We start from the raw sequence: 21,835 nt of genomic DNA on the forward strand, positions 1-21,835 counted from the left end.
ATGTCACGCATACGCTTGGGTCTCAAAACAATAGCGAGGCGCAGATCACACACGAGGACGACGAAAGGCGAGCGCGCCGCGCGTACCGGTGGTCGTCAGCCGTAGAAGATCACCTGATAGTCGGGTGTCCACGCACCCTGTTTGCAGCTCAGCGGGATGCCGTCGGGGGTCTGGGCCACTCCGGTCGCATCGCCGCACGGCAGACGGTTGGTGCGGACGCCGACCAGCGGCGGCGACGAGACCCAGGTGCTGCGCGAGTTGCACGCCAGCGTGTTGCCCGAGGCGTCGATCCCGAAGTTGTAGCGGGTGTTCTGCACGCAGTGCGTGCCCTCCACCGCGCTCCGGTCGACGTAGGGAACACAGTCGGCGCCGTCGCAGTAGCCGGGGGATGCCGGCGCATTCGCGGCGGTCATCAGCGGTGCGGCGACGAATCCGCACGCGAGCGCAGCTGCAGCCATGAGCCTCATAGGTGGCTAGCCTAAGTGCCCCGCATCGACGGTGGACACGGAATAGGCTCTTAAGCCATGAAGCCGGTGTTGGTTACCCTGGTCGCCGCGGCGGGCGCGGCTGCGTTGATCTCCGCTCCGACGGCCAACGCCGATGCGGTCGCGTATCTGGTCAACGTGCACGTGCGTCCGGGATACAACTTCCCCAACGCCGACGCCGCCATCGGCTACGGCAGGACGATCTGCGACCGGGTGGCGGGCAAGATGAGCTACGGCCAGCTGGTGGACCAGGTGACCGCCGACTTCCACACGACCGACAAGTATCAGGGCGCTTACCTGATCAACCAGGCGGTCAACGAGCTGTGCCCGGCGCAGATCTGGCAGTTGCGCCAATCGGCCGCCGGCTACACCGGATGAAAAGCGGCGGCGCCCCTTGTCGGGACGCCGCCTTCTCTCACGCTCGATGATTGCCCTACGGGCAGGTGACTTCGATCTCGAAGGGCTTGTTGACCGGCTGCAACGGGTTGGCCATGTCGACGCCCGTGGCGGTGCCGCTGATCTTGTACGTCTTGCCGTCCTTCTCGGCCTTGGCCTCGCCCTGGCCGGCTCCACTCTGGTAGCCCAGCGTCACGCCGTTGACGTTGCCCAGGCCGACCGACTGCACCGTCGGTTCGTCGCCGGAGCTGACGACGGCGCCGATGCCGGTGGTGGCGTCGCCGATCGCGATGTTGGTGTTCCCGCCCATGTCGCTGCACACGACGGTGCCCTGGACGGCCTGATCCTGACCGTCGATCGTGACGGTGGTCTTGCCCTCGGCCGAAGCGGCCGTCGATGTCTCACCCGAGGTTTCAGACTTCTTCTCACCCGAGGAACAGCCGGATAGACCTGCGATGACGATCGCCGCGCCGCCGACGGCGACCAGTAACCCACGCTTCACCCTGTTCTCCTTTGTGTGTGTGACCCGTCAAGATCGGATCATCCGAAAGCAGTATGGGTTCGCGGGAAACCGGCCCACAGCGTTTCTGGCAAAAATTGATCATCCGCTCCAGCGCCTGCTCAGCAGGACACCTGGACGCTGAAAGTGCCGTTGGCCCGGAAGCTGGGGTTGTCGGTGTCGAAGCCGTCGGCTTCACCGGAGATGTCGTAGGTCCGGCCCGTCATGGAAACCTCGGCCGGCTCGGACGTGGCGCCCACCCCGGCCGTGTAGCTGCCGGTGAATCCGCCGAGGTTGTTGATCCTGACCGACTCGACGGTCAGGGCTTCCTGGTTCGACACCATCGCGGTGAGTCCGGACGTCTCGTCGCCCGTGGTGATGGTGGTGAGGTATCCCGTCGTGTCGCACTGCACCGCGTCGGTCGTACCCTCGTCGTTGCCGTTGACCGAGACCTGCGCCGTGCCCGCGACCAGTTCGCCCTTCGGCGGTGTGTAATCGTCGGGACTGCTCGAACATGCGGTCGGCGTCAGCACGATCGCGGCGGCACAGCACGTCGGCACCCACCGATTTCTCACAGTGCAGAATCTACGGCGTGGCCGTGCCGAAATCTCCCGCTCCGAAAGAGTCGTCGGCCCCGTTTTTCAGCGTGACGGCGCAACTGCCCGGCCGGGCCGGCCGCACCGGCGTCATCCGCACCCCCCACGGTGAGATCCGCACCCCGGCGTTCATTCCCGTCGGCACACAGGCGACCGTCAAGGCGGTGCTGCCCGAAACCATGAAAGAACTTGGTGCGCAGGCTCTTCTGGCGAACGCCTATCACCTGTACCTGCAGCCCGGCCCGGACATCGTCGACGAGGCCGGGGGATTGTCGGCGTTCATGAACTGGCCGGGTCCGACGTTCACCGACAGCGGCGGCTTTCAGGTGTTGTCGCTGGGCGCGGGCTTTCGCAAAGTGCTGGCGATGGACGCCGAGCGCGTCCAGGCCGACGACATCATCGCCGAAGGCAAGGAGCGACTGGCCAACGTCGACGACGACGGGGTGACGTTTCGATCGCATCTGGACGGATCCACCCACCGGTTCACCCCCGAGGTGTCGATCCGGATCCAACATCAGCTAGGCGCGGACATCATCTTCGCTTTCGACGAGCTGACCACGCTGGTCAACACCCGCGGATACCAGGAGCGGTCGGTGCAGCGGACGCATGACTGGGCGGTGCGCTGTCTGACCGAGCACCGGCGGCAGCACGAGGCGCGTCCGGACAAGCCCGGGCAGGCGTTGTTCGGGGTCGTGCAGGGCGCCCAGTACGAGGACCTGCGCAGACAGGCCACCCGCGGTCTGGTCACGATCGGCGCACAGGCCGGGCCCGCCGAGGGCCTCGAATTCGACGGCTACGGCATCGGCGGCGCCCTGGAAAAACAGAACCTCGCCACGATTGTCGGATGGGTGGTCGACGAACTGCCCGCCGACAAGCCCCGCCACCTGCTGGGCATCAGCGAGCCCGACGATCTGTTCGACGCGATCGCCGCGGGCGCCGACACGTTCGACTGTGTGTCTCCGTCGCGGGTCGCCCGCAACGCCGCCGTGTACTCGACAACCGGCCGCTTCAACATCACCAACGCTCGGTTCCGCCGGGACTTCACCCCGATCGACGCCGACTGCGACTGCTATACCTGCGCCCACTACACCAAGGCCTACATCCACCACCTGTTCAAGGCCAAGGAGATCCTGTCGGCGACCCTGTGCACCATCCACAACGAGCGGTTCGTGGTGCGGCTGGTCGACCGCATCCGCGCGGCCATCGAAACGGGTGACTTCGACGAGCTGCGCGCCGACGTGCTGGGCCGGTACTACGCGACACGAACGCGCTGACACTTCTGGCGCGAACGTGGGTTACCCGCACGCTGTCGGGTGTCGGAGCGTGCATCAACGCCACACTCGGCGGGATAGCGTCTAGCGCATGCGCATTCTGCTGATCGGCGCCGGCGGTGTGGGCGCGGCGTTCTGCTCGATCGCGACGCGGCGCGACTTCTTCGACACGGTCGTGGTCGCCGACAACGACGAGGACCGGGCCCGGCGGGCCGCCGACGCGGCGGGCGATGCGAGGTTCGTCTCCGCGCGGGTCGACGCCACCTCCGCCGACGCCGTCGCCGACCTGGTCCGAACCCACCGGATCACCCATGTGATGAACGCGGTCGATCCGCGATTCGTGATGCCGATCTTCGACGGCGCGCTGGCCGGCGGCGCCGACTACCTCGACATGGCGATGAGCCTGTCGCGGCGCCACCCCGAACAGCCCTACGCGCTCACCGGGGTCGAGCTGGGCGACGAGCAGTTCGCCGCCGAGGAGCGCTGGCGCGACGCCGGTCGGCTGGCATTGGTGGGCATCGGTGTCGAGCCCGGGCTGTCGGACGTGTTCGCGCGCTACGCCGCTGATCACCTGTTCGCCGAGATCGACGAACTCGGTACCCGCGACGGCTCGAACCTGACCGTCGACGGTTACGACTTGGCCCCGTCGTTCTCGATCTGGACCACCATCGAGGAGTGCCTCAACCCGCCGGTGATCTGGGAGGCCGACCGGGGCTGGTTCACCACCGAACCCTTCAGCGAGCCAGAGGTTTTCGACTTTCCCGACGGTATCGGCCCGGTCGAGTGCGTGAACGTCGAGCACGAGGAGGTGTTGTTGATGCCGCGCTGGGTCAAATGCAAACGCGCGACGTTCAAGTACGGGCTCGGAAACGAATTCATCGACGTCCTCAAAACGCTGCACAAGCTCGGGCTCGACCGCACCGAGAAGGTGACGGTCGGCGGCGTCGAGGTGAGCCCCCGCGACGTGGTGGCCGCATGCCTGCCCAATCCCGCCACCCTCGGGCCGAAGATGCGCGGAAAGACCTGCGCCGGGCTGTGGGTGACGGGAACCGGCAAGGATGGCAACCCCCGCTCCACCTACCTGTACCACGTCGTCGACAACGAATGGTCGATGGCCGAATACGGGCATCAGTGCGTGGTCTGGCAGACGGCGATCAATCCGGTTGTCGCGCTTGAGCTTCTGGCCAACGGCACCTGGAGCGGCAGCGGTGTTCTCGGCCCCGAGGCCTTCGATGCGGTGCCGTTCCTGGATCTGTTGACGGCCTACGGCTCAGCGTGGGGCCAGCACGAGCTGTAGCGCGAACGTGGGTTACCCGCACGCGTCGAGGCCGGTAGGCGTGTGTCGATCCCACACTCGGCGCGGTAGGTTCTCGCCATGCCGATCGAGCTCACCGCCGAGCAGGCCGCCGCGCGACTTGCGACCGACGACACCCTGGGCATACCGCTCGGCCCGGGCCAACCGCCAGCGTTCCTGCGCGCGCTGGGTGCACGCGACGACTGGACGAACCTTCGTGTCTACGGGGCGCTGCTGGCGGTCGGCACCGAACTGTTCGCCCGTCCCGGCGTGCGCTATCTGTCGGGTTTCTACGGTCCGCTCGAACGCGCACTGCGGGACTCGGGCGCCGATGTCGAGTTCGCGCCGGCCGACTTTCGCCGCTTCGGCCCGCTGCTCGAACGCCAGTCTCCGCGTGTGATGACGACCGTCGCCACACCGCCGGACGCCGACGGCTGGTGCTCGCTGGCCCTGCACGCCGGTGGCACGGTCAACGAATTACACCGCGCCGGGGCCGATCCCGATCGCATACTGATCGTCGAGGCATCCGAGGCCTACCCGCGCACGTTCGGGCTCGGCGACGAGCAGCGCAATGCGCTGCACGTCGACGAGATCGACATCCTCGTGCACTCGGCCGACGCGCCGCTCACACTTCCGGGCGCGGCCCCCACCGAGGCCGATGTCGCGATCGCGCAGCACGCCGTCGCCTTCATCCGGCCCGGCGCGACGTTGCAGACCGGAATCGGTTCGATCCCCAGCCGGATCGCGGCGTTGCTGGCCGAGGGCGACGGCGGCGAATACGGTTTGCACAGCGAGATGTTCACCGACGGCTGTATGCAACTGCATCGTGCGGGAAAGGTCGCCAACACCGGCAAGGGCATCTACGACGGTGTGAGCGTGACGACGTTCGCGTTCGGCTCGGCGGAGCTGTACACCTGGCTCGACGGCAATCACGACGTCGCGTTCCTGCCGGTGGAGATCGTCAACGCACCCGAGGTGATCGCCGCCAACCACGAGATGGTGTCCATCAACGGCGCGCTCGCGATCGACATCGGCGGCCAGGTCGTCGCCGACACCATCGACGGTAACCAGTTCAGCGGCGTCGGCGGTGCAGAGGATTTCGTCGCAGGCACCGGTCTCGAGTTGTCCGACCGCTCGCTGATCTGTCTGCCCTCGACGTATGAGAAGAACGGGAAACTGCATTCGCGGATCGTGCCGTGGTTCGGGCCTGGCGCGGTGATCACCACGCCGCGACACCATGTCGACGTGATCGTCACCGAGTACGGCGCCGCGGAACTGGAGGGCGCGACCGTCCGCGAACGCGGTGAGGCGCTCGCCGCGATCGCGCATCCGCAGTTTCGCGACGACCTTCTCGCGGCGGCCGAACGGGCGTCCAAGGGGCGCTCGCCTGTCGTCTGACGCCCTTCCCCCCTCCCGCGAGCGACCGTGTCTGTCCCCGACACGCCGCACGGCGGCGTACCAAAAGCGGTCGCTCGCACAGGATCTAGTCGGGCCGATAGATCCACGGTGTGCGCGGAAGCGCGGCCGGATCGAACTCGGCGAGCATGCCCTCGACGTCGCGAGCCTGCCACCCGAGCGACTCGCTGATCTGGGCGAGCGCGCGCGGTACGCCGATCTCGGCCAGCGTCACCGCCCCGTCGCGTTTGGCCAACCGGGCGCCGTCCTCGTTGAGCACCAGTGCAACGTGGGCGTACACCGGCTCGGCGTAACCGAGCATCCGCGCCAGATACGCCTGCCGAGGCGACGAGGGCAGCAGGTCGTCCCCCCGCACCACCTGGTCGACACCCTGGGCCGCGTCGTCGACCACGACCGCGAGGTTGTAGGCCGGCACCCCGTCACCGCGGCGCACCACGAAGTCGTCGACGATGCCGGTGTAGGCGCCGTGCAGCACATCGTGGACGGTGTGCACGATCGCGTCGGTGCGCAACCGGAGCGCGGGCGGGCGCCCTGTCTCGGCGCGTCGCGTCGCGCGCTGGGCGTCGGTGAGGTCGCGGCATGTGCCCGGGTAGGCCCCCTGCGGCGCGTGCGGCGCGCGCGGAGCTTGCGCGATATCCTTTCGGCTGCAATAGCATTCGTAGAGCAGGCCACCGCCTTCCAATCCTGCGATCGCGTCGTCGTAACGCGAGCGGTGTTCGGACTGCCACTCCAGGACGTCCCACGTCAACCCGATCGCCGCCAAATCGGAAAGTTGGCGCCGCCCTACGTCGTCGAACGTGCGGTCGTCGAGGTCGTCGACGCGCATGACGAAGCGACGGCCGGTCGAGCGGGCGAACAACCACGCCAGGATCGCGGTGCGCAGGTTTCCGATGTGCAGGTCCGCCGAGGGGCTCGGGGCGAACCTGCCGGCGTTCATGATCGCAATCTAACCGGCGGGCGTCCGCCGCTGGGGTGTGTCACCCTCGGACTCCCTTCACACCGGTCATCTTTCGTGCAAAGCGGGTATCCCCCGCTGTGCGCTGGTAGTTTGCCTGTGCACCGAGAAACACGGCCCATCGCCGGCGCTCGCCGTGCAGGCGTCCCAGGGTCGTGCCCGACGGACGCTAGGAGGCCGCACGTGGACCCCGATGGTTCCACCAGCCCGCAGGACGAAACCGACAAGGACGCACCCTCCTCGGGTGAAGTGAAGAAAGCGATCGCGGCCTCGGCCGTCGGCAACTACACCGAATGGTTCGACTACGGGCTCTACGCCTATGGGGTCTCCTACATCTCGACGGCCATCTTCCCGGGTGACGGGGCGACCGCGACGCTGTTGGCACTGATGACGTTCGCCGTGTCCTTCCTGGTCCGCCCGCTCGGCGGTTTCGTCTGGGGACCACTGGGCGACCGCCTCGGGCGGCGTCGCATCCTGGCCATCACGATCCTGGTGATGGCCGGCGCGACGCTGTGCGTGGGTCTTGTGCCGACCTACGCCACGATCGGGATCTGGGCGCCGGTGCTGATGGTGATCCTGCGGATGATCCAGGGTTTCTCGACGGGCGGAGAGTACGGCGGCGCCGCCACGTTCATGGCCGAATACGCTCCGGCCCGCCGTCGCGGCGTGATGGGCAGCTTCCTCGAGTTCGGCACCCTGGCCGGCTTCTCGACGGGCGCGCTGCTGATGCTCGGGTTCTCGCTGATCCTGTCCGACGACCAGATGAATGTGTGGGGGTGGCGGCTGCCGTTCCTGATCGCCGCTCCCCTCGGTCTGATCGGGTTGTACCTGCGCACCCGGCTCGACGAGACGCCGGTGTTCAAGGAACTGGAGCAAACTGGCAGACAGGAACAAAACATCGGCGCCGAATTCAAGGACCTCCTCGCCCAGTACGGGGGACCGATCCTGCGCCTCGGCGGTCTGGTAGTGGCGCTCAATGTCGTCAACTACACGCTGCTCACCTACATGCCCACCTATCTCGAGCAGTCGATCGGCCTGTCCACCGACATGTCGTTGGTCGTGCCGATCATCGGGATGCTGTCGATGATGATCTTCCTGCCTTTCGCGGGCCTGGCGTCGGACCGGTTCGGGCGCAAGCCCGTCTGGTGGATCTCCTTGATCGGGTTGTTCATCGCGGGCATTCCGATGTTCATGCTGATGTCGACCGGGGTGATCGGCGCCGTCATTGGCTTTGCCGTGTTGGGGTTGCTCTACGTCCCGCAGTTGGCGACCATCTCGGCGACGTTCCCGGCGATGTTCCCGACACAGGTGCGCTACGCCGGTTTCGCGATCGCCTACAACGTCTCGACGGCGCTCTTCGGCGGCACGGCCCCGGCGGTCAACGACTGGTTGATCGGTGTGACGGGCGACAACCTCGTGCCTGCGTACTACATGATGGGTGCCTGCATTGTCGGCGCGATCGCCCTGGCAAAGCTCCCCGAGACGGCGCGATGCCCGATCAACGGCACCGAGATACCCGGCACGCCGGAAGCGCCGCCGCAACTGGATTACGAGCTCGAGCCCAGTCGCTGAGTCAGAGGACGGCGTTGACCGCGTCGGACCAGACGCCCGCCGCCTCGTCGATCTGCCCGGCGGTCACGACGAGCGCGGGGATGAACCTGACGACCTGTCCCCAGGCGCCGCAGGTCAACAGCAGCAGGCCGCGCCTAGCGGCCTCCTGCTGCACGGCCAGTGCCGTCGCACCGTCGGGTCTTCCTGCGGCGTCCCGGAATTCGGCACCGAGCATCAGCCCGAGACCGCGCACGTCGGTGATCGCGTCGAACTTGTCGCCAACCGTTTGCAAGGCCTCACGCAACTGCGCTCCGCGTTCGGCGGCGTTGTCGACCAGTCGCTCGTCGGCGATCACGTCGAGCGTGGCCACGGCCGCCGCGCACGCCACCGCGTTGGCGCCGTAGGTACCGCCTTGGGAACCCGGCCACGCCCGCTCCATCAACGCGGCCGGCGCCGCGATGCCCGACAGCGGGAAGCCCGACGCGAGGCCCTTCGCGGTGATCAGGATGTCCGCGCGCACTTGAGAATCGCCGAAGAAGTGCTGACTGCCCCAGAACCGGCCGGTGCGCCCGAAGCCGGTCTGCACCTCGTCGACGACCAGCAGGATGCCGTGAGCGTCGGCGCGCTCGCGCAACCCGGCGAAGAAGCGCTCATTGGCGGGCACGTAGCCGCCCTCGCCGAGCACGGGTTCGACGAAGAACGCGGCGGTATCGGCGGGTGCGCTGATCGTCTGCAGCAGGTAATCCAGTTGTGCCAGAGCGAAATCGGTGGCCTGCTCGACCGGCCAGCCGAAGTGGCCGGGGTCCGGAAACGGCGCGACATGAACTCCGGCCATCAACGGCGCGAAGCCGGAGCGGAACTTGGTGCCGGAGGTGGTCATCGAGGCCGCCGCGACGGTGCGACCGTGGAACCCGCCGTGGAAGACGATGACGTTCGGCCGGCCGGTGGCCTGACGGGACAGTCGCAGCGCGGCTTCCACCGCCTCGCTTCCGGAGTTGGCGAAGAACAACCGATCGAGCCCGGTCGGCAGCACCTCTCCCAGCCGTTCCACCAAGGTGAGCAGCGGGCGGTGCATGACCGTCGTGTACTGCCCGTGGATCAGCGTGGCGACCTGGCGCTGGGCGGCCTCCACCACCCGCGGATGACAATGTCCGGTGCTGGTCACCCCGATGCCGGCGGTGAAGTCGAGATAGGAGCGGTCGTGTTCGTCGTAGAGCAGCACCCCTTCGCCGCGGGCGGCGACGACGCCGGTCGCCTGTCGAAGGATTGAGGAGAGCTGCGGGGCTTCGGAGGCCGAGTTCATGCCATGATCGTCAGCGGTGCACTGTAGATTGTCAACAATCCGACGCAGGGAGGCGTGGTGGATCGCGAACGGCACGTGATCGAGACGGTGGACAAGCGACTGTTCGTCGACGGCAAGTGGATCGATGCGAGCGGAGGGCGCACCTTCGACGTCGTGGACCCGGCGACGGGGCACACGCTGTGCGCGGTCGCCGACGCCACGCCCGCCGATGCGCGTGCGGCACTTGATGCGGCGGTCGCGGCCCAGCGCGAGTTCGCGGCGACCCCGCCGCGGGCCCGCGCCGACATGTTGATGGCCGCCTTCGAGTTACTGCACGCCCGCGTCGACGACCTGGCGTTGTTGATGACGCTGGAGATGGGCAAACCCCTCGCCGAGGCTCGAGGTGAAATCGCCTACGCCGCCGAGTTTTTCCGCCACTTCGCCGAAGAGGCCACCCGGATCGACGGCGGCTATCAGACCGCGCCATCGGGTGGTGCGCGTTTCCTGATCGCCCGTCAGCCCGTCGGGCCCTGTCTGCTGATCACCCCGTGGAACTTCCCGATGGCGATGGGTACCCGCAAGCTGGGACCGGCGATCGCCGCCGGTTGCACCAGTGTGATCAAACCGGCACACCAGACCCCGCTCACGATGTTGGCGCTGATGGGCATCCTCGACGAAGCGGGTGTGCCTGCCGGCGCCGTCAACTGCATCACCGCGATGGACGCGAACGCGGTGACCGAACCGCTGATCCGCTCGGGGCTGGCGCGCAAGCTGTCGTTCACCGGGTCGACGAGGGTGGGCCGGATTCTGCTCGAGCAGTGCGCAGAGAAGGTGTTGCGGACTTCGATGGAACTCGGTGGCAACGCACCGTTCATCGTGTTCGCCGACGCCGATCTCGACGAGGCGGTCGACGGGGCGATGGCGGCCAAGATGCGCAACATGGGAGAAGCGTGCACGGCGGCGAACCGAATCTTCGTGCACGCGTCGGTGATCGACGAGTTCGGGCGTCGGTTGGCCGAGCGGATGGCGGCGCTGCGCGTGGGCCGGGGCACCGAGGAGGGGGTCAACGTCGGCCCGCTGGTCGACGACGCCGCACTGCACAAGGTGCAGGACCTGGTCGACGACGCGGTGGGCCGCGGTGCCCGTGTGTTGACCGGCGGCACAGCGGTTTCGGGTGACGGCTACTTCTACTCGCCGACCGTGCTGACCGGCGTCCCGCGCGACGCGAGGATGTCAGGCGAGGAGATCTTCGGCCCGGTCGCGCCGCTGACGCCGTTCGAAACCGAGGACGACGTCGTTGCCGCCGCCAACGACACCGAATACGGCTTGGTGGCTTACGTTTTCACCAATGATCTGCGCCGGGCGCTGCGGGTCGCCGAGGCGTTGGAGACCGGCATGGTCGGCCTGAATCAGGGCGTGGTGTCCAACCCCGCCGCTCCGTTCGGCGGCGTCAAGCAGTCCGGCCTGGGCCGCGAAGGCGGTTCGGTGGGCGTCGACGAGTTCCTGGAGACCAAGTACGTCGGCATCGCCCTGGCGTGAGGCTCAGGCGCCGCGCGAGACCCGCACGACCAGCCGGTCGACCGCATCCTCCATGTGCGCGATCAGCAGCTTGTCGGACAGCTGCACGTCGCCGGCCCGGATAGCGCTGGCCAGCGCATGGTGCTCGGCAATCCGATCGTTGGGGTTGTCGTAGGTGTCCGCCAGCGCGTGCACACACATTCGCGTCTCCACGAGATACGTCTGGTGCATCCGCGACAGCCGCTCGCTACCCGCGAGTTCGACAAGGCGCTCGTGGAACCGGATGTCGGCCTCGCTGCCCTCCTCGACGTCGGCGGCCGCGGCCATCTCCTCGACGATCGCCAGCAGCTCGTCGCCGGCAGACGCGTAGTCGCCCTGCAGGATTCGGCGGGTCGCGGCGCGTTCGATCGCCTCGCGCGCGAGGTACATGTCGGAGGCCACCTCGGGCGTCATGTCGATCACGAATACCCCGCGGTTGCGGATGGCGATCAGCAGACCCTCCTGCGTCAACCGCTGCATCCCCTCGCGCAGCGGTCCGCGGCTGACGCCGAGCTTGCGGGCCAGGTCGGCTTCGATCAGCTGGGTGCCCGGGGCGAGCTGACCGTGCGCGATGGCCTGCCGCAGCTTGTCGGCGACGATGCTCGGCGTCGATTCCTGCTCCACCGGCGCCAGGAACTCGGTCACAGCCGCTCCTCGAACAGCCGGCCCAGGCCCGCGATCGCAGGCACTGCACCGGCGAGTTGCAGGCCCTTCCACACCGTCACCTGATTGGCGGTCAGCACTGGTTTGCCGACCGCGGCCTCGAGGCGGTCGATGATCGCCAGCGTGTGCATCGCGGTGTCGGGAACCAACACCGCTTGCGCGTCCGGGTGATCGGCAGCGGTGACCATCTGCGCCACCCGCTGCGGCTCCAACGTGCCGACTTCGGCGGCGGTGATGATGCCGTGGCTGCCCATCGCCACCACCTCGATGCCGTCGGCGGCCAGGAACCGCACGAAGTGCTCGGCGACGTCGTGCGGGTACGACGCTGCGATCGCGACGCGCTCGATGCCGAGGTGGCGCAGCGCGTCGACGAACGCGATCGAGGTGGACGACGCCGGAACACCCGCAGCCGCAGCGACTTTCGCGGCTTGTTGGCGGGCCCCCTCGGGGCCGAACACGAAGCTGCCCGACGTGCACGCCCACATCACCGCCTGCGGGCGTGCGCCGGCGAGCTGGCGCACACCATCGGCCAGGCGCTCGTCGCCTCCGAGATCCAGCAACGCGTCGACGCGGTGGGCGTCCTCACCGACGGAGGTGATGGCCACGGGCAGGCGCAGCGCACCGTCGACCCTGCCCTCGAGCGCGGGGAAGTCGTCCTCGGCGCTGTGCCCCGGATAGAGCAGTCCTACGGTCGCCATGACGCCCTTTCGATCGGCAGATTGTCGACAATGTTAGCAACCGGCACCTCGGCAACTACGCCTCGAACAGGCGCTGACCCGCTCCCACGCCCTTGCGCCCGGCCACGCGCAGCGCCGCCCACATCGTCACCTGGTTGGCCGTGACCACCGGTTTCTGCAATTCGGCCTCGAGATCGGCGATCAGGTCGTAGGTCGGCAGGTTCGTGCAACTGATGACGATGGCCTCGGCGTCCGCGACGTCGGTGGCGCGGACCAAGTCGGCGGTCCGCGCATACGGCACCGACCAGATCTGCGAGGTCAGACCCAGTCCCGAGGTGGCCACGACCTCGATACCGGCCTCCATCAGATAGCTCGTCAACCCGATCGTCAGGTCCGAGGTGTACGGGGTGACGGTCGCGACACGCCCGACGCCGAGGTGTCGCAGCGCCTCGAGCATCGAGCCGCTGGTGGTCACCGCGGCTGGGGCGCCGGCTGCCCGCATCGCCGCGACCAGCGCGGCTTCTCCGGCCATCCCCTTGACAAAGCTGCCCGCGGTGCACGCGTACGCGGTGACGATCGGAGAGACCGCCAGCACGTTCGCCGCGCCCGCGATCACGTGTTCGGGGTCGGAGATGTGCACCGCCATGTCGACGGTCACCGGCAGGGGGGCGTATCTGAGCCGGGTCACGTACAGGCTGACGTCGTCGGGCACCCAACGCCAGAGTTCCCGGTCGAGCGCGAAGTCATATGGTGTTACGACGCCTATGCCTACCTGCTGCAATGGTGGGGGCGGCACCAATTCCCCGATCCTCATTTGCACAGTGTGAGGCCAGATGACCAAACCAGCAACAGATTGTTGACAATCCTACGGCGTGTCCCTAGCCTCGGGTCGTGTCAGGCCCCCGCGAGATCGTGCAAAATATGCCGTCGTCGCAGGTCAGAGGTGATTCCACCCGACCAGTCGTCGCCGTCCTGTGCAAGAAGCCCACTGACCGCCCACCGGGCCTCGACGAACTCGATGTCCACTTGCGCTACTGCACCGCCGACGACCTCGCCGACGCGGTTCGCGGCGCCCGCGCGCTGCTGCTCTGGGACTTCTTCTCGACCGCGGTGCGCGACGCGTGGCACGACGCCGGCGAGCTGGAGTGGATCCACGTCACCGCGGCGGGCGTCGACACGCTGCTGTTCGACGAACTGCGCGCCTCCGACGTGGTGGTGACCAACGCCCGCGGCGTGTTCGACCGCCCGATCGCCGAGTACGTCCTCGGCGCGGTGCTCGCCCACGCCAAGGACAGCCGCACCAGCTTCGCCCTGCAGCGCGAGCACCGATGGCAACACCGCGAGACCCGTGCCATCGCGCGGGCCCGCGCGCTCGTCGTCGGCACCGGAAGCATCGGGCGTGAGATCGCGCGGCTCCTGCGCGCGGTGGGCATGCAGGTGCGCGGGGCGGGGCGCGTCGCAACGACGGACGACCCCGACTTCGGTGTCGTGGTGGCCAGTGCGAGCTTGACCGACGAGGTCGGCTGGTGCGATCACCTGGTGCTCGCCGCGCCGCTGACGAACGCGACGCGCGGCATGGTGGACGCCTCGGTGTTGTCGGCGATGAAGCCCGACGCGCATCTGGTCAACATCGGCCGCGGTCCGTTGGTGGAGGAGTCGGCGTTGCTTTCGGCGTTGCGCGACAACCGGATTGGCGGTGCGACGCTGGACGTGTTCGACACCGAACCGCTGCCGCCCGACCATCCGCTGTGGGACGCTCCTAACGTGACGATCACCGCACACATGGCCGGGGACGTGGTGGGTTGGCGCGAAGCCCTGGCCGAGCAATTCGTGGACAACGCGCAGCACTGGCTGGCCGGCGAGTCATTGGTGAACGTGGTGAACAAAAAACTCGGCTACGTACCGGGCGGAGCAGCTAGCGCGGCGACGCGGGGCCCGCGATGATCCCGACCGCCGCCGAACTGGTCCAGGGCTACCGCGCCAAGACCGTCTCTCCGGTCGAGGCCACGCAGGAGGCGCTGGCCGCGATCGACGCGTACGACGGCGCGGTCAACGCCTTCGTGCTCGTCGACCCCGAGAGGGCGTTGGCCGCGGCACGGGCCTCGGAGGCACGCTGGCACGCCGGGCAGCCGCTCGGGCCCGGGGACGGCGTGCCGACGTCGATCAAGGACGCGCTGTGGACCAGGGGATGGCCGACGCTTCGGGGTAGCTGGCTCATCGACGAGCCGGGACCGTGGAACGAGGACGCGCCCTGCACGGCGCGACTTCGGGAGACCGGAGCCGTCCTGCTCGGCAAGACCACGACACCGGAGTACTCGTGGAAAGGCGTCACCGACTCGCCCCGATACGGTGTGACCGGCAACCCGTGGGATCCCACCAAGACGGCGGGCGGTTCGAGCGGCGGCAGCGCCGCGGCGGTCGGCCTCGGCATGGGGGTGTGGTCGGTCGGCACCGATGCGGGGGGATCGGTGCGGATTCCGGCGGCGTTCACCGGAACCGTCGCGCTCAAGCCGACCTACGGCCTGATACCCCACTATCCGCCGAGCCCGTTCGGCACGCTGGCGCACCCGGGCCCGATGACGCGGACGGTCGTCGACACCGCCGCGCTGATGGATGTGATCACCGGATTCGATGCCCGGGACTGGTCGGCGATGCCGACGCCACGTGAGTCGTTCCTGACCGGGCTCGACGACGGCGTCGCGGGCCTGCGGGTGGCGTTCTCGCCGCGGCTCGGCTACGTGCGCAACGATCCGGAGGTCGAAGCCGCCGTGCGGGCCGCGGCGGCGGTGCTGGCCGATGCGGGTGCCCGGGTCGAGGAGGTCGACCCCGGGTTCCGCGACCCGATCGAGGCCTTCCACGTGCTGTGGTTCGCCGGCGCGGCAAAGGTGTTGGAGGCGTACGGCGAAGCGGTCGACGACCGGGTGGATGCGGGGTTGCGCCGGATAGCTGCGGTGGGTGCGTCGTTCTCGGCGTCGGACTACCTCGACGCGACGGCCGTGCGCATGCAACTGGGACAGACGATGGGCCGGTTCCACGAAACCTACGACGTGCTGGTCACGCCGACGCTTCCGCTGCCTGCGTTCAGCGTCGGTCGCGACGTGCCCGATGGCTGGCGGTCTCACTACTGGGCGAGTTGGACGCCATACACCTACCCGTTCAACATGACTCAGCAACCGGCGTTGAGCGTGCCGTGCGGATTCACCGCGGCGGGCCTGCCGATCGGGTTGCAGATCGTCGGCCCCCGGCACGCGGATGCGTTGGTGCTGCGGGTTGGCCGCGCCCACGAGATGGCCACCGACTGGCACCGGCGCACGCCGGCGTTGACGACACAAGGAGTTCGATGAGCAGGCTGATCACCGTGTCCCTCGACAAGCGCGGCGTCAGCTGCGTTGCCCGCATGCTCGACGACGCGGCGCCACGCACCTGCGCGGCGGTGTGGGACGCCTTATCTGACGGGCGCGTGCTTTCGTCACAGGTGTTCCACGGCAAGTATGCCCGCAACGAGATCTACACGCTGCTACCGGGATTCGCGGCCAAGGACCCGGGCAGGGAGAACACCACAGTCACGCCGATCCCCGGTGACCTGTGCTGGTTCTCCTTCGACTCCGATCAACTGGGCAACCCCGCCTACGGCTACGAGAACACCACCGGCACCGGCACCACCGGCGCGATCGTCGACCTGGCGCTGTTCTACGGCCGCAACAACCTGCTGATCAACGGCGACCAGGGCTGGGTCCCGGGCAACGTGTTCGGGGCGGTCATCGAAGGGCTCGACGAGATGGCCGAGGCCTGCCAGGACCTGTGGATGGGTGGCGTGCGCGGCGAAACCCTCAGTTTCCAACGCGCGGCGCAGGATTGACGCGCCGACTGGCTAGATCGGTTGAAGGCTGATCGGTTGTTCGCTCTGACCGGGATTGGGGTCGTTGCACGTCCCGGATTTCCAGCTGTAGCGAAGGTTGCCCGCCAAGGTCGCCGGATCGAACTCATAGGTCACATCGGCCGGGCCGGTGCTGCCGTCGGCGCACGGACGTGCGTTGAAGACGTCGTGGCGTTCGACGGTCCACGGGCCGTCGCCCTGCCTGCTGATCTGCGCGATCAGCCCGGTCGAGCTCGAAATCGTTCCACCGCAGTAACCTTCGGAGTTGCACTGCGTGGTGATCGACCACGTATTCGAGGTCGCCCCGTTGACCAGCCGGTACTCACCTTCGAGCCGCCCGTCCGCCCATGCCGGTCCCGCCGATCCGATCGCGACACCGATGAGCATCGCCGCCGCCGCCGTCGCGCGTGTGATCGCCATCCAGGCAGCATCACACGTCAGGCGCACGGGCATCGCCGAGATGGCGAAAGTTTCCGGTCAGTGGAGGCCGGGGACGATGTCGCCCAGCTTGAAGGTGACCGGCTGCTCGAGTTGGTCGTACGTGCACGACCGTGGATCGCGGTCGGGGCGCCAGCGGTTGAACTGCGCGGTGTGGCGGAACCGTTCACCTTCCATGTGGTCGTAGCGCACCTCGACCACCCGCTCGGGCCGCAGCGGTACGAACGAGAGGTCCTTGCCGGCATTCCAGCGTGATCCCTCGTTGCGGCGTGGGGTCCGCTCACCGACCATGTGCGCCGCCCAATTCCACGGATGGTTGTCGAACGTGGTTACCAGCGGCTGCAATTCGGTGAAGAGTTCGCGACGGCGGGCCATCGGGAACGCGCCGATCACGCCGACGGACGCCAACATGCCGTCGTCCTTGTACAGCCCGAGAAGCAGCGACCCGATGGCATCGTCACCGGACTTGTGGAGGCGGTAGCCGGCGACGACGCAGTCCGCGGTCCGTTGATGCTTGATCTTGAACATCACGCGCTTGTCCGGTTGATAGGTCAGCGACAACGGCTTCGCGATGACGCCGTCGAGGCCGGCACCCTCGAACTCGTCGAACCAGCGTTGCGCCGTCGCGAGGTCCGTCGTCACCGGAGTGACGTGGAATTTCGGGCCGGCGTCGGCGAGAGCGTCCACGAGCGCGGCGCGGCGTTCGCCGAAAGGCCGCTGCGTGTAATCGATGTCGTCGAGTGCGAGCAGGTCGAAGGCGATGAAGGACGCAGGCGTCTTCTCGGCCAGCATCCGGACCCGTGAGTCGGCGGGGTGGATGCGCTGCTGCAGCGCTTCGAAGTCGAGCCCACCGTCGGAGGCGACGATGATCTCGCCGTCGATGACGCACCGTTCGGGTAGCTCAGCTGTGGCGGCCTTCACCAGTTCGGGAAAGTAGCGGGTCATCGGCCGCTCGTTGCGGCTGCCGAGTTCCACCTCGTCGCCGTCGCGGAAGCAGATCGACCGGAAGCCGTCCCATTTCGGTTCGTACGACGCGTCCGGCGGGATCGACACCACCGATTTCGCCAGCATCGGCGAGACCGGCGGTATCACGGGCAACTGCATGAGGCCATTGTCGCAGGCCATGACCTTGCGATGACATTGCCGAGTACGGGCGGTCTACATGGGTATGGACCCCGATATGGCGAAGCAGGAAGGCCCGGCTATCCCGGCACCATCGATGGAGCAGTCCGATATCGCGGTGCCCGACATCGTCTCGCACGACGAATGGCAGGCGGCCCGTCAAGGTCTGCTGGCCGAAGAGAAGGCGTTGATGAAGGAGCGGGACCGGCTCGCCGCACAGCGCCGGCGGATGCCCATGACTGAGGTGCGCGCGGACTACCGCTTCGCGGGAACCGACGGCGAAGTCGACCTCTTGGGCTTGTTCGCCGGACGGCGGCAGCTGATCGTATACCGCTTCTTCTACGCCCCCGATGTCGAGAACTGGCCCGATGGCGCATGCTCGGGCTGCTCGCTGTTCGCAGACACCGTGGTGCACCCGGCGCACCTCGCCGCACGTGACACCACCCTGGTGTTTGTCACGGCCGCTCCGCTGGAGCGCATCGCCGAGCTCAAAGCGCGGATGGGCTGGCAACGGCTCTCGTTCTTCACTCTCGTCGGAGACGAATTCTCTCGGGACTTCGGCGTCGAGGAGATGTTCGGCCTCAACGTCTTCATCCGCGACGGCGACCGTGCCTACCGCACGTACTTCGTCAACGGACGCGGCATCGAGGAGATAGGGCCGGTCTGGTCATTCCTGGACATCACGCCTCTTGGACGACTAGAACACTGGCAGGATGTCCCGCCCGGGCGACCGCAGGGTCCCCCGTACGACTGGTGGCGCCTCCACGATGCCTACGGTCGGATAGCAGCGCGGCGGCCCGCCAATTAATCCGCCAACACCCGTGGATCTCGCCGTGGACGCAATAATGGGCCAGGTGGACCTCCCCGTGCTGCCGCCGCTGGAGCCGATGCTTGCCAAGGCCCAGGCGAAGGTCCCGCCCGAAGCCGGGATGTGGTCGTACGAGCCGAAGTGGGACGGTTTCCGTGCCCTGGTCTTCCGCGACGGTGACAAGGTCCTATTGCTCTCCCGTAGCGGTAAGGACCTTGGCCGGTATTTCCCCGACGTCGTCGAGGCCGTCCGTGACGAGCTGGCACCGCGGTGTGTGCTGGACGGCGAGATCGTCGTCCCCCGCGAGTTCGGTGGCCGCACCCGCCTCGATTGGGAGTCGCTGAGCCAGCGCATCCACCCCGCCGCCAGCCGCATCAAAATGCTGTCGGAGCAGACGCCCGCCCACTTCATCGGCTTCGACGCGCTGGCCGCCGGTGATGAGTCGCAGATGAAGCAACCCTTCCGGGTTCGCCGCGAAGCACTGCGCGACGCGGTGAACGAGAAGCAGTGGTGTCACGTCACCCGCACCACCGAAGACCCCGAACTCGGCGCGCAGTGGCTCGAGGAGTTCGAGGGGGCCGGCCTCGATGGCGTGATCGCCAAACGGCTCGACGGGCCGTATCTACCGGGCAAGCGGGAGATGGTGAAGGTCAAACACGCCCGCGACGCCGATTGTGTGGCGATGGGTTATCGCATCCACAAAAGCGGCGAGGGTATCGGCTCCATCCTGCTCGGCCTGTACCGCGACGACGGAGAACTGCAGATGGTCGGTGGCGCAGCGGCTTTCACGGCCAAGGACCGGATCAAGCTGTTGGCCGAGCTGGAGCCACTTCGTGAGAGCGACGAGATGCGCGAAGGCGACCCAAGCCGCTGGAACTCGGCCGCCGACAAGCGCTGGGTCCCCATCCGGCCGGAGAAGGTCTGTGAGGTCGCCTACGACCAGATGGAAGGAAACGGCGGGGCCGCCCAACGCTTCCGGCACGCGGTGAAGTTCCGGCGCTGGCGGCCCGACCGCGACCCGAAGAGCTGCACCTTCGACCAGCTCGACGTTCCGCTCACCTTCGATCTCTACGACGTACTGGAGTCCTGAGATGCCCAAAGCCGCAGAGGAAGTCGACGTCGACGGCACGAAGGTGCGGCTGACCAACCGCGACAAGGTGTACTTCCCGAAGCTGGGCAAGGACGGCACCAAGGGCAAGCTCTTCGACTACTACCTGTCTGTCGCCGAACCGATGGTCGCGCTGCTGCGCGACCGGCCAGTGCACCTGCAACGCTTTCCCGACGGCATCGACGGCGAGGAGATCTACCAGAAGCGGGTACCGCAAAAGCATCCCGACTACCTCGAAACCTGCACCGTCACCTTTCCATCCGGGCGCACCGCCGACGCGTTGAAGGTCACCCACGCGTCGGCGATCGCATGGGCGGCCCAGATGGGCTCGATCACCCTGCACCCGTGGCAGGTGAGGTGCCCCGACACCGAGCATCCCGACGAACTGCGCATCGACTTGGACCCGCAGCCGGGAACGGGGTTCGCCGACGCCAGCTCCGTCGCGGTCGATGTGCTCAAACCGCTGCTCGACGAGTTGGGTTTGATCGGTTATCCGAAGACGTCGGGCGGGCGCGGTGTGCATGTCTTCCTCCGGATCAAGACCGATTGGGACTTCATCGACGTCCGTCGTGCGGGAATCGCGCTGGCCCGCGAGGTCGAACGCCGGGCGCCCGACGCGGTGACCACCTCGTGGTGGAAGGAAGAGCGAGGTAAGCGCATCTTCATCGACTACAACCAGAATGCGAGGGACCGAACGTTCGCTTCGCCGTACTCGGCGCGCAAGACCCCCATCGCCACCGTGTCCACTCCATTGACCTGGGACGAGCTTCGCGACGCCGACCCCGACGACTACACGATCTCATCCGTGCCCGATTTCGTTGCGGGACGGCCGGATCCGTGGGCCGATATCGATCGCAAGCCGCAGTCGATCAAGAAGCTGCTGGACATGGTCAAGGCCGACGAGGAGCGCGGGCTGGGCGATCTGCCGTACCCGCCGAGTTACCCGAAGATGCCGGGGGAACCGCCGCGCGTGCAGCCCAGCAAGATGGTCGCCGCCAACTGGGACGACGACGGAAATCCGGTCAATAGCTGAGTGCGCGGTTTGTGTGGCGCGTCACCCGGGTACGGGGTGTTCATGATCAAACAAGTCAGTGTTGCCTTGGGTGTCCTCGCGGTTGCGGTCGGCTGTGCCAATCAAGCGTCCGACGATTCAGCCACCACCACGACCACCACCACGACGACGGACTCGGCCGGCGCCCAGGGATTGACCACCCAGATCAACACGGTTGACGGCAGGCATGTCGCCGATGCCACCATCGACTTCTCCGGCGGGTACGCCACGGTGACCGTCGAAACCGTCGAGGATGGCATCCTGTCGCCGGGCTTCCACAGCATGCACATCCACCAGATCGGTGTCTGCGAGGCCGGCGACGGCTTCGCATCCGCGGGCGAGCACTTCCAGGCGCCCGGCCACACAGGAATGCCCGCCAGTGGCGATCTGCCGCCCCTGCTGGTGCGGTCCAACGGCGCGGGCAAGCTGGTCGCGACGAGTGACGCGTTCACCGAGGAGCAGCTCACGACCCCGCAAGGGTCCTCGATCGTGCTGCACGAGAGCGCAGTCATGGAGGACCCGGCCGCCGCCGAGCGGCGGATTGCGTGCGGTGTCCTCAGCCCGGGAACCGCGGGCACCACCTCCGTCGAGACGCAGACGACCGTCGTCACCACGACCGCGGTTGCGCCTCCACCACCGACCACCACGGTCACGGAAACACCGGCCACGACGACGCCGCCGGCCGAGTCTCCGGCCACCACGACCCTGCCGACCGAGACGGACACCGTCACCGTGACCGAGAGCCCTTCACCGACAACCACCACGGTGGCTCCACCGCCCGGGGGCTGA

23 protein-coding genes are annotated in these 21,835 nt (G+C 67.6%); 13 read left to right on the top strand and 10 right to left on the bottom strand.

Annotated elements, in window-relative coordinates; genetic code table 11:
* Window positions 1–95: 95 nt before the first annotated feature.
* Window positions 96–467: a hypothetical protein gene (locus tag CEX88_RS08565; protein ID WP_064394834.1), complete on the bottom strand. Its 372-nt coding sequence runs from the start codon at window positions 465–467 to the stop codon at window positions 96–98.
* A 57-nt stretch (window positions 468–524) separates the two neighbouring features.
* Between CEX88_RS08565 and CEX88_RS08570 the strand changes: the two genes are divergently transcribed.
* Entirely contained in the window at window positions 525–863 is a 339-nt protein-coding gene (locus CEX88_RS08570) for a DUF732 domain-containing protein (protein WP_094293168.1), read from the top strand.
* Window positions 864–918: 55 nt separating this feature from the next.
* Here CEX88_RS08570 and CEX88_RS08575 read toward each other — a convergent pair whose 3' ends face one another.
* Both CEX88_RS08575 and CEX88_RS08580 read right to left on the bottom strand, forming a co-directional pair.
* Window positions 919–1,383 (bottom strand): lipoprotein LpqH, encoded by a 465-nt coding sequence (locus CEX88_RS08575; protein ID WP_064394832.1) that lies wholly within the window; start codon window positions 1,381–1,383, stop codon window positions 919–921.
* A gap of 119 nt (window positions 1,384–1,502) precedes the next feature.
* Entirely contained in the window at window positions 1,503–1,955 is a 453-nt protein-coding gene (locus CEX88_RS08580; RefSeq protein ID WP_094293254.1) for a lipoprotein LpqH, read from the bottom strand.
* 17 nt (window positions 1,956–1,972) lie between these two features.
* On the opposite strand from CEX88_RS08580, the gene tgt reads away from it, so the two are divergent.
* The 3 genes from tgt (at window position 1,973) to CEX88_RS08595 (ending at window position 5,939) form a co-directional block, all read left to right on the top strand.
* Complete coding sequence (gene tgt / locus CEX88_RS08585; RefSeq protein WP_238382000.1) at window positions 1,973–3,250, top strand: tRNA guanosine(34) transglycosylase Tgt; 1,278 nt, start codon at window positions 1,973–1,975, stop codon at window positions 3,248–3,250.
* An 88-nt stretch (window positions 3,251–3,338) separates the two neighbouring features.
* Window positions 3,339–4,544 carry a saccharopine dehydrogenase C-terminal domain-containing protein gene (locus tag CEX88_RS08590; protein ID WP_094293170.1) on the top strand — a complete coding sequence of 402 codons (1,206 nt, stop codon included), beginning with the start codon at window positions 3,339–3,341 and terminating at the stop codon, window positions 4,542–4,544.
* Between the two features lie 78 nt (window positions 4,545–4,622).
* On the top strand, window positions 4,623–5,939 hold the full coding sequence (locus CEX88_RS08595) for an acetyl-CoA hydrolase/transferase family protein (protein ID WP_094293171.1): 1,317 nt from the start codon (window positions 4,623–4,625) through the stop codon (window positions 5,937–5,939).
* Between the two features lie 85 nt (window positions 5,940–6,024).
* Here CEX88_RS08595 and gluQRS read toward each other — a convergent pair whose 3' ends face one another.
* Complete coding sequence (gluQRS, locus tag CEX88_RS08600) at window positions 6,025–6,894, bottom strand: tRNA glutamyl-Q(34) synthetase GluQRS (RefSeq protein ID WP_202931415.1); 870 nt, start codon at window positions 6,892–6,894, stop codon at window positions 6,025–6,027.
* Between the two features lie 267 nt (window positions 6,895–7,161).
* Here gluQRS and CEX88_RS08605 point away from each other — a divergent pair, with 267 nt between their 5' ends.
* Complete coding sequence (locus CEX88_RS08605; RefSeq protein ID WP_238382015.1) at window positions 7,162–8,484, top strand: MFS transporter; 1,323 nt, start codon at window positions 7,162–7,164, stop codon at window positions 8,482–8,484.
* A 1-nt stretch (window position 8,485) separates the two neighbouring features.
* Here CEX88_RS08605 and CEX88_RS08610 read toward each other — a convergent pair whose 3' ends face one another.
* Window positions 8,486–9,766 carry an aspartate aminotransferase family protein gene (locus CEX88_RS08610; protein WP_066846837.1) on the bottom strand — a complete coding sequence of 427 codons (1,281 nt, stop codon included), beginning with the start codon at window positions 9,764–9,766 and terminating at the stop codon, window positions 8,486–8,488.
* Between the two features lie 57 nt (window positions 9,767–9,823).
* Between CEX88_RS08610 and CEX88_RS08615 the strand changes: the two genes are divergently transcribed.
* Window positions 9,824–11,284, top strand: coding sequence for an NAD-dependent succinate-semialdehyde dehydrogenase (locus CEX88_RS08615; protein ID WP_238382001.1), 1,461 nt, complete (start codon window positions 9,824–9,826; stop codon window positions 11,282–11,284).
* 3 nt (window positions 11,285–11,287) lie between these two features.
* Here CEX88_RS08615 and CEX88_RS08620 read toward each other — a convergent pair whose 3' ends face one another.
* The 3 genes from CEX88_RS08620 to CEX88_RS08630 are packed head-to-tail and all read right to left on the bottom strand — an operon-like array spanning window position 11,288 to window position 13,456.
* Window positions 11,288–11,947 carry a GntR family transcriptional regulator gene (locus CEX88_RS08620; RefSeq protein ID WP_094293175.1) on the bottom strand — a complete coding sequence of 220 codons (660 nt, stop codon included), beginning with the start codon at window positions 11,945–11,947 and terminating at the stop codon, window positions 11,288–11,290.
* A complete protein-coding gene (locus CEX88_RS08625; RefSeq protein ID WP_202931416.1) occupies window positions 11,944–12,663 on the bottom strand; it encodes a maleate cis-trans isomerase family protein in 720 nt (239 codons plus the stop codon). The genes CEX88_RS08620 and CEX88_RS08625 overlap by 4 nt, the downstream gene beginning before the upstream one ends.
* A 55-nt stretch (window positions 12,664–12,718) precedes the next feature.
* Window positions 12,719–13,456 carry a maleate cis-trans isomerase family protein gene (locus tag CEX88_RS08630; protein WP_197505992.1) on the bottom strand — a complete coding sequence of 246 codons (738 nt, stop codon included), beginning with the start codon at window positions 13,454–13,456 and terminating at the stop codon, window positions 12,719–12,721.
* Window positions 13,457–13,563: 107 nt separating this feature from the next.
* Here CEX88_RS08630 and CEX88_RS08635 point away from each other — a divergent pair, with 107 nt between their 5' ends.
* Genes CEX88_RS08635 through CEX88_RS08645 form a run of 3 tightly spaced genes read left to right on the top strand, consistent with a single transcriptional unit; the run spans window position 13,564 to window position 16,501 of the window.
* Window positions 13,564–14,586: a D-2-hydroxyacid dehydrogenase gene (locus CEX88_RS08635; protein ID WP_094293256.1), complete on the top strand. Its 1,023-nt coding sequence runs from the start codon at window positions 13,564–13,566 to the stop codon at window positions 14,584–14,586.
* A complete protein-coding gene (locus CEX88_RS08640; protein WP_094293176.1) occupies window positions 14,583–15,986 on the top strand; it encodes an amidase in 1,404 nt (467 codons plus the stop codon). Before CEX88_RS08635 ends, CEX88_RS08640 begins: the two co-directional genes overlap by 4 nt.
* Entirely contained in the window at window positions 15,983–16,501 is a 519-nt protein-coding gene (locus tag CEX88_RS08645; RefSeq protein WP_066846851.1) for a DUF3830 family protein, read from the top strand. The genes CEX88_RS08640 and CEX88_RS08645 overlap by 4 nt, the downstream gene beginning before the upstream one ends.
* A gap of 12 nt (window positions 16,502–16,513) precedes the next feature.
* On the opposite strand, the gene CEX88_RS08650 is transcribed toward CEX88_RS08645, so the two are convergent.
* On the bottom strand, window positions 16,514–16,939 hold the full coding sequence (locus tag CEX88_RS08650) for a hypothetical protein (RefSeq protein ID WP_094293177.1): 426 nt from the start codon (window positions 16,937–16,939) through the stop codon (window positions 16,514–16,516).
* A gap of 57 nt (window positions 16,940–16,996) precedes the next feature.
* A complete protein-coding gene (locus CEX88_RS08655) occupies window positions 16,997–18,061 on the bottom strand; it encodes an ATP-dependent DNA ligase (protein ID WP_094293257.1) in 1,065 nt (354 codons plus the stop codon).
* A gap of 76 nt (window positions 18,062–18,137) precedes the next feature.
* Between CEX88_RS08655 and CEX88_RS08660 the strand changes: the two genes are divergently transcribed.
* The 4 genes from CEX88_RS08660 to CEX88_RS08675 are packed head-to-tail and all read left to right on the top strand — an operon-like array spanning window position 18,138 to window position 21,835.
* On the top strand, window positions 18,138–18,887 hold the full coding sequence (locus CEX88_RS08660; protein ID WP_238382002.1) for a DUF899 domain-containing protein: 750 nt from the start codon (window positions 18,138–18,140) through the stop codon (window positions 18,885–18,887).
* Between the two features lie 37 nt (window positions 18,888–18,924).
* Window positions 18,925–19,977: an ATP-dependent DNA ligase gene (locus CEX88_RS08665; protein WP_202931426.1), complete on the top strand. Its 1,053-nt coding sequence runs from the start codon at window positions 18,925–18,927 to the stop codon at window positions 19,975–19,977.
* A 1-nt stretch (window position 19,978) separates the two neighbouring features.
* Window positions 19,979–21,028: a non-homologous end-joining DNA ligase gene (gene ligD, locus CEX88_RS08670; protein WP_094293178.1), complete on the top strand. Its 1,050-nt coding sequence runs from the start codon at window positions 19,979–19,981 to the stop codon at window positions 21,026–21,028.
* A 42-nt stretch (window positions 21,029–21,070) separates the two neighbouring features.
* Entirely contained in the window at window positions 21,071–21,835 is a 765-nt protein-coding gene (locus tag CEX88_RS08675) for a superoxide dismutase family protein (RefSeq protein ID WP_202931417.1), read from the top strand.

Origin of the sequence: Mycobacterium neumannii (assembly GCF_002245615.1) — a bacterium.
Classification (GTDB): Bacteria; Actinomycetota; Actinomycetes; order Mycobacteriales; family Mycobacteriaceae; genus Mycobacterium; species Mycobacterium neumannii_A.

Bases quoted from the DNA above. Each gene is read 5' to 3' on its own strand.
- CEX88_RS08655 (WP_094293257.1), bottom strand. From the start codon at position 18,061: ATGCAGTTGCCCGTGATACCGCCGGTCTCGCCGATGCTGGCGAAATCG.
- CEX88_RS08625 (WP_202931416.1), bottom strand. From the start codon at position 12,663: ATGGCGACCGTAGGACTGCTCTATCCGGGGCACAGCGCCGAGGACGAC.
- CEX88_RS08660 (WP_238382002.1), top strand. From the start codon at position 18,138: ATGGCGAAGCAGGAAGGCCCGGCTATCCCGGCACCATCGATGGAGCAG.
- CEX88_RS08665 (WP_202931426.1), top strand. From the start codon at position 18,925: ATGGGCCAGGTGGACCTCCCCGTGCTGCCGCCGCTGGAGCCGATGCTT.
- CEX88_RS08610 (WP_066846837.1), bottom strand. From the start codon at position 9,766: ATGAACTCGGCCTCCGAAGCCCCGCAGCTCTCCTCAATCCTTCGACAG.
- CEX88_RS08630 (WP_197505992.1), bottom strand. From the start codon at position 13,456: ATGAGGATCGGGGAATTGGTGCCGCCCCCACCATTGCAGCAGGTAGGC.
- CEX88_RS08590 (WP_094293170.1), top strand. From the start codon at position 3,339: ATGCGCATTCTGCTGATCGGCGCCGGCGGTGTGGGCGCGGCGTTCTGC.
- CEX88_RS08635 (WP_094293256.1), top strand. From the start codon at position 13,564: ATGCCGTCGTCGCAGGTCAGAGGTGATTCCACCCGACCAGTCGTCGCC.
- CEX88_RS08595 (WP_094293171.1), top strand. From the start codon at position 4,623: ATGCCGATCGAGCTCACCGCCGAGCAGGCCGCCGCGCGACTTGCGACC.
- CEX88_RS08640 (WP_094293176.1), top strand. From the start codon at position 14,583: ATGATCCCGACCGCCGCCGAACTGGTCCAGGGCTACCGCGCCAAGACC.
- CEX88_RS08650 (WP_094293177.1), bottom strand. From the start codon at position 16,939: ATGGCGATCACACGCGCGACGGCGGCGGCGGCGATGCTCATCGGTGTC.
- CEX88_RS08645 (WP_066846851.1), top strand. From the start codon at position 15,983: ATGAGCAGGCTGATCACCGTGTCCCTCGACAAGCGCGGCGTCAGCTGC.
- CEX88_RS08675 (WP_202931417.1), top strand. From the start codon at position 21,071: ATGATCAAACAAGTCAGTGTTGCCTTGGGTGTCCTCGCGGTTGCGGTC.
- gluQRS (WP_202931415.1), bottom strand. From the start codon at position 6,894: ATGAACGCCGGCAGGTTCGCCCCGAGCCCCTCGGCGGACCTGCACATC.
- ligD (WP_094293178.1), top strand. From the start codon at position 19,979: ATGCCCAAAGCCGCAGAGGAAGTCGACGTCGACGGCACGAAGGTGCGG.
- CEX88_RS08565 (WP_064394834.1), bottom strand. From the start codon at position 467: ATGAGGCTCATGGCTGCAGCTGCGCTCGCGTGCGGATTCGTCGCCGCA.
- CEX88_RS08570 (WP_094293168.1), top strand. From the start codon at position 525: ATGAAGCCGGTGTTGGTTACCCTGGTCGCCGCGGCGGGCGCGGCTGCG.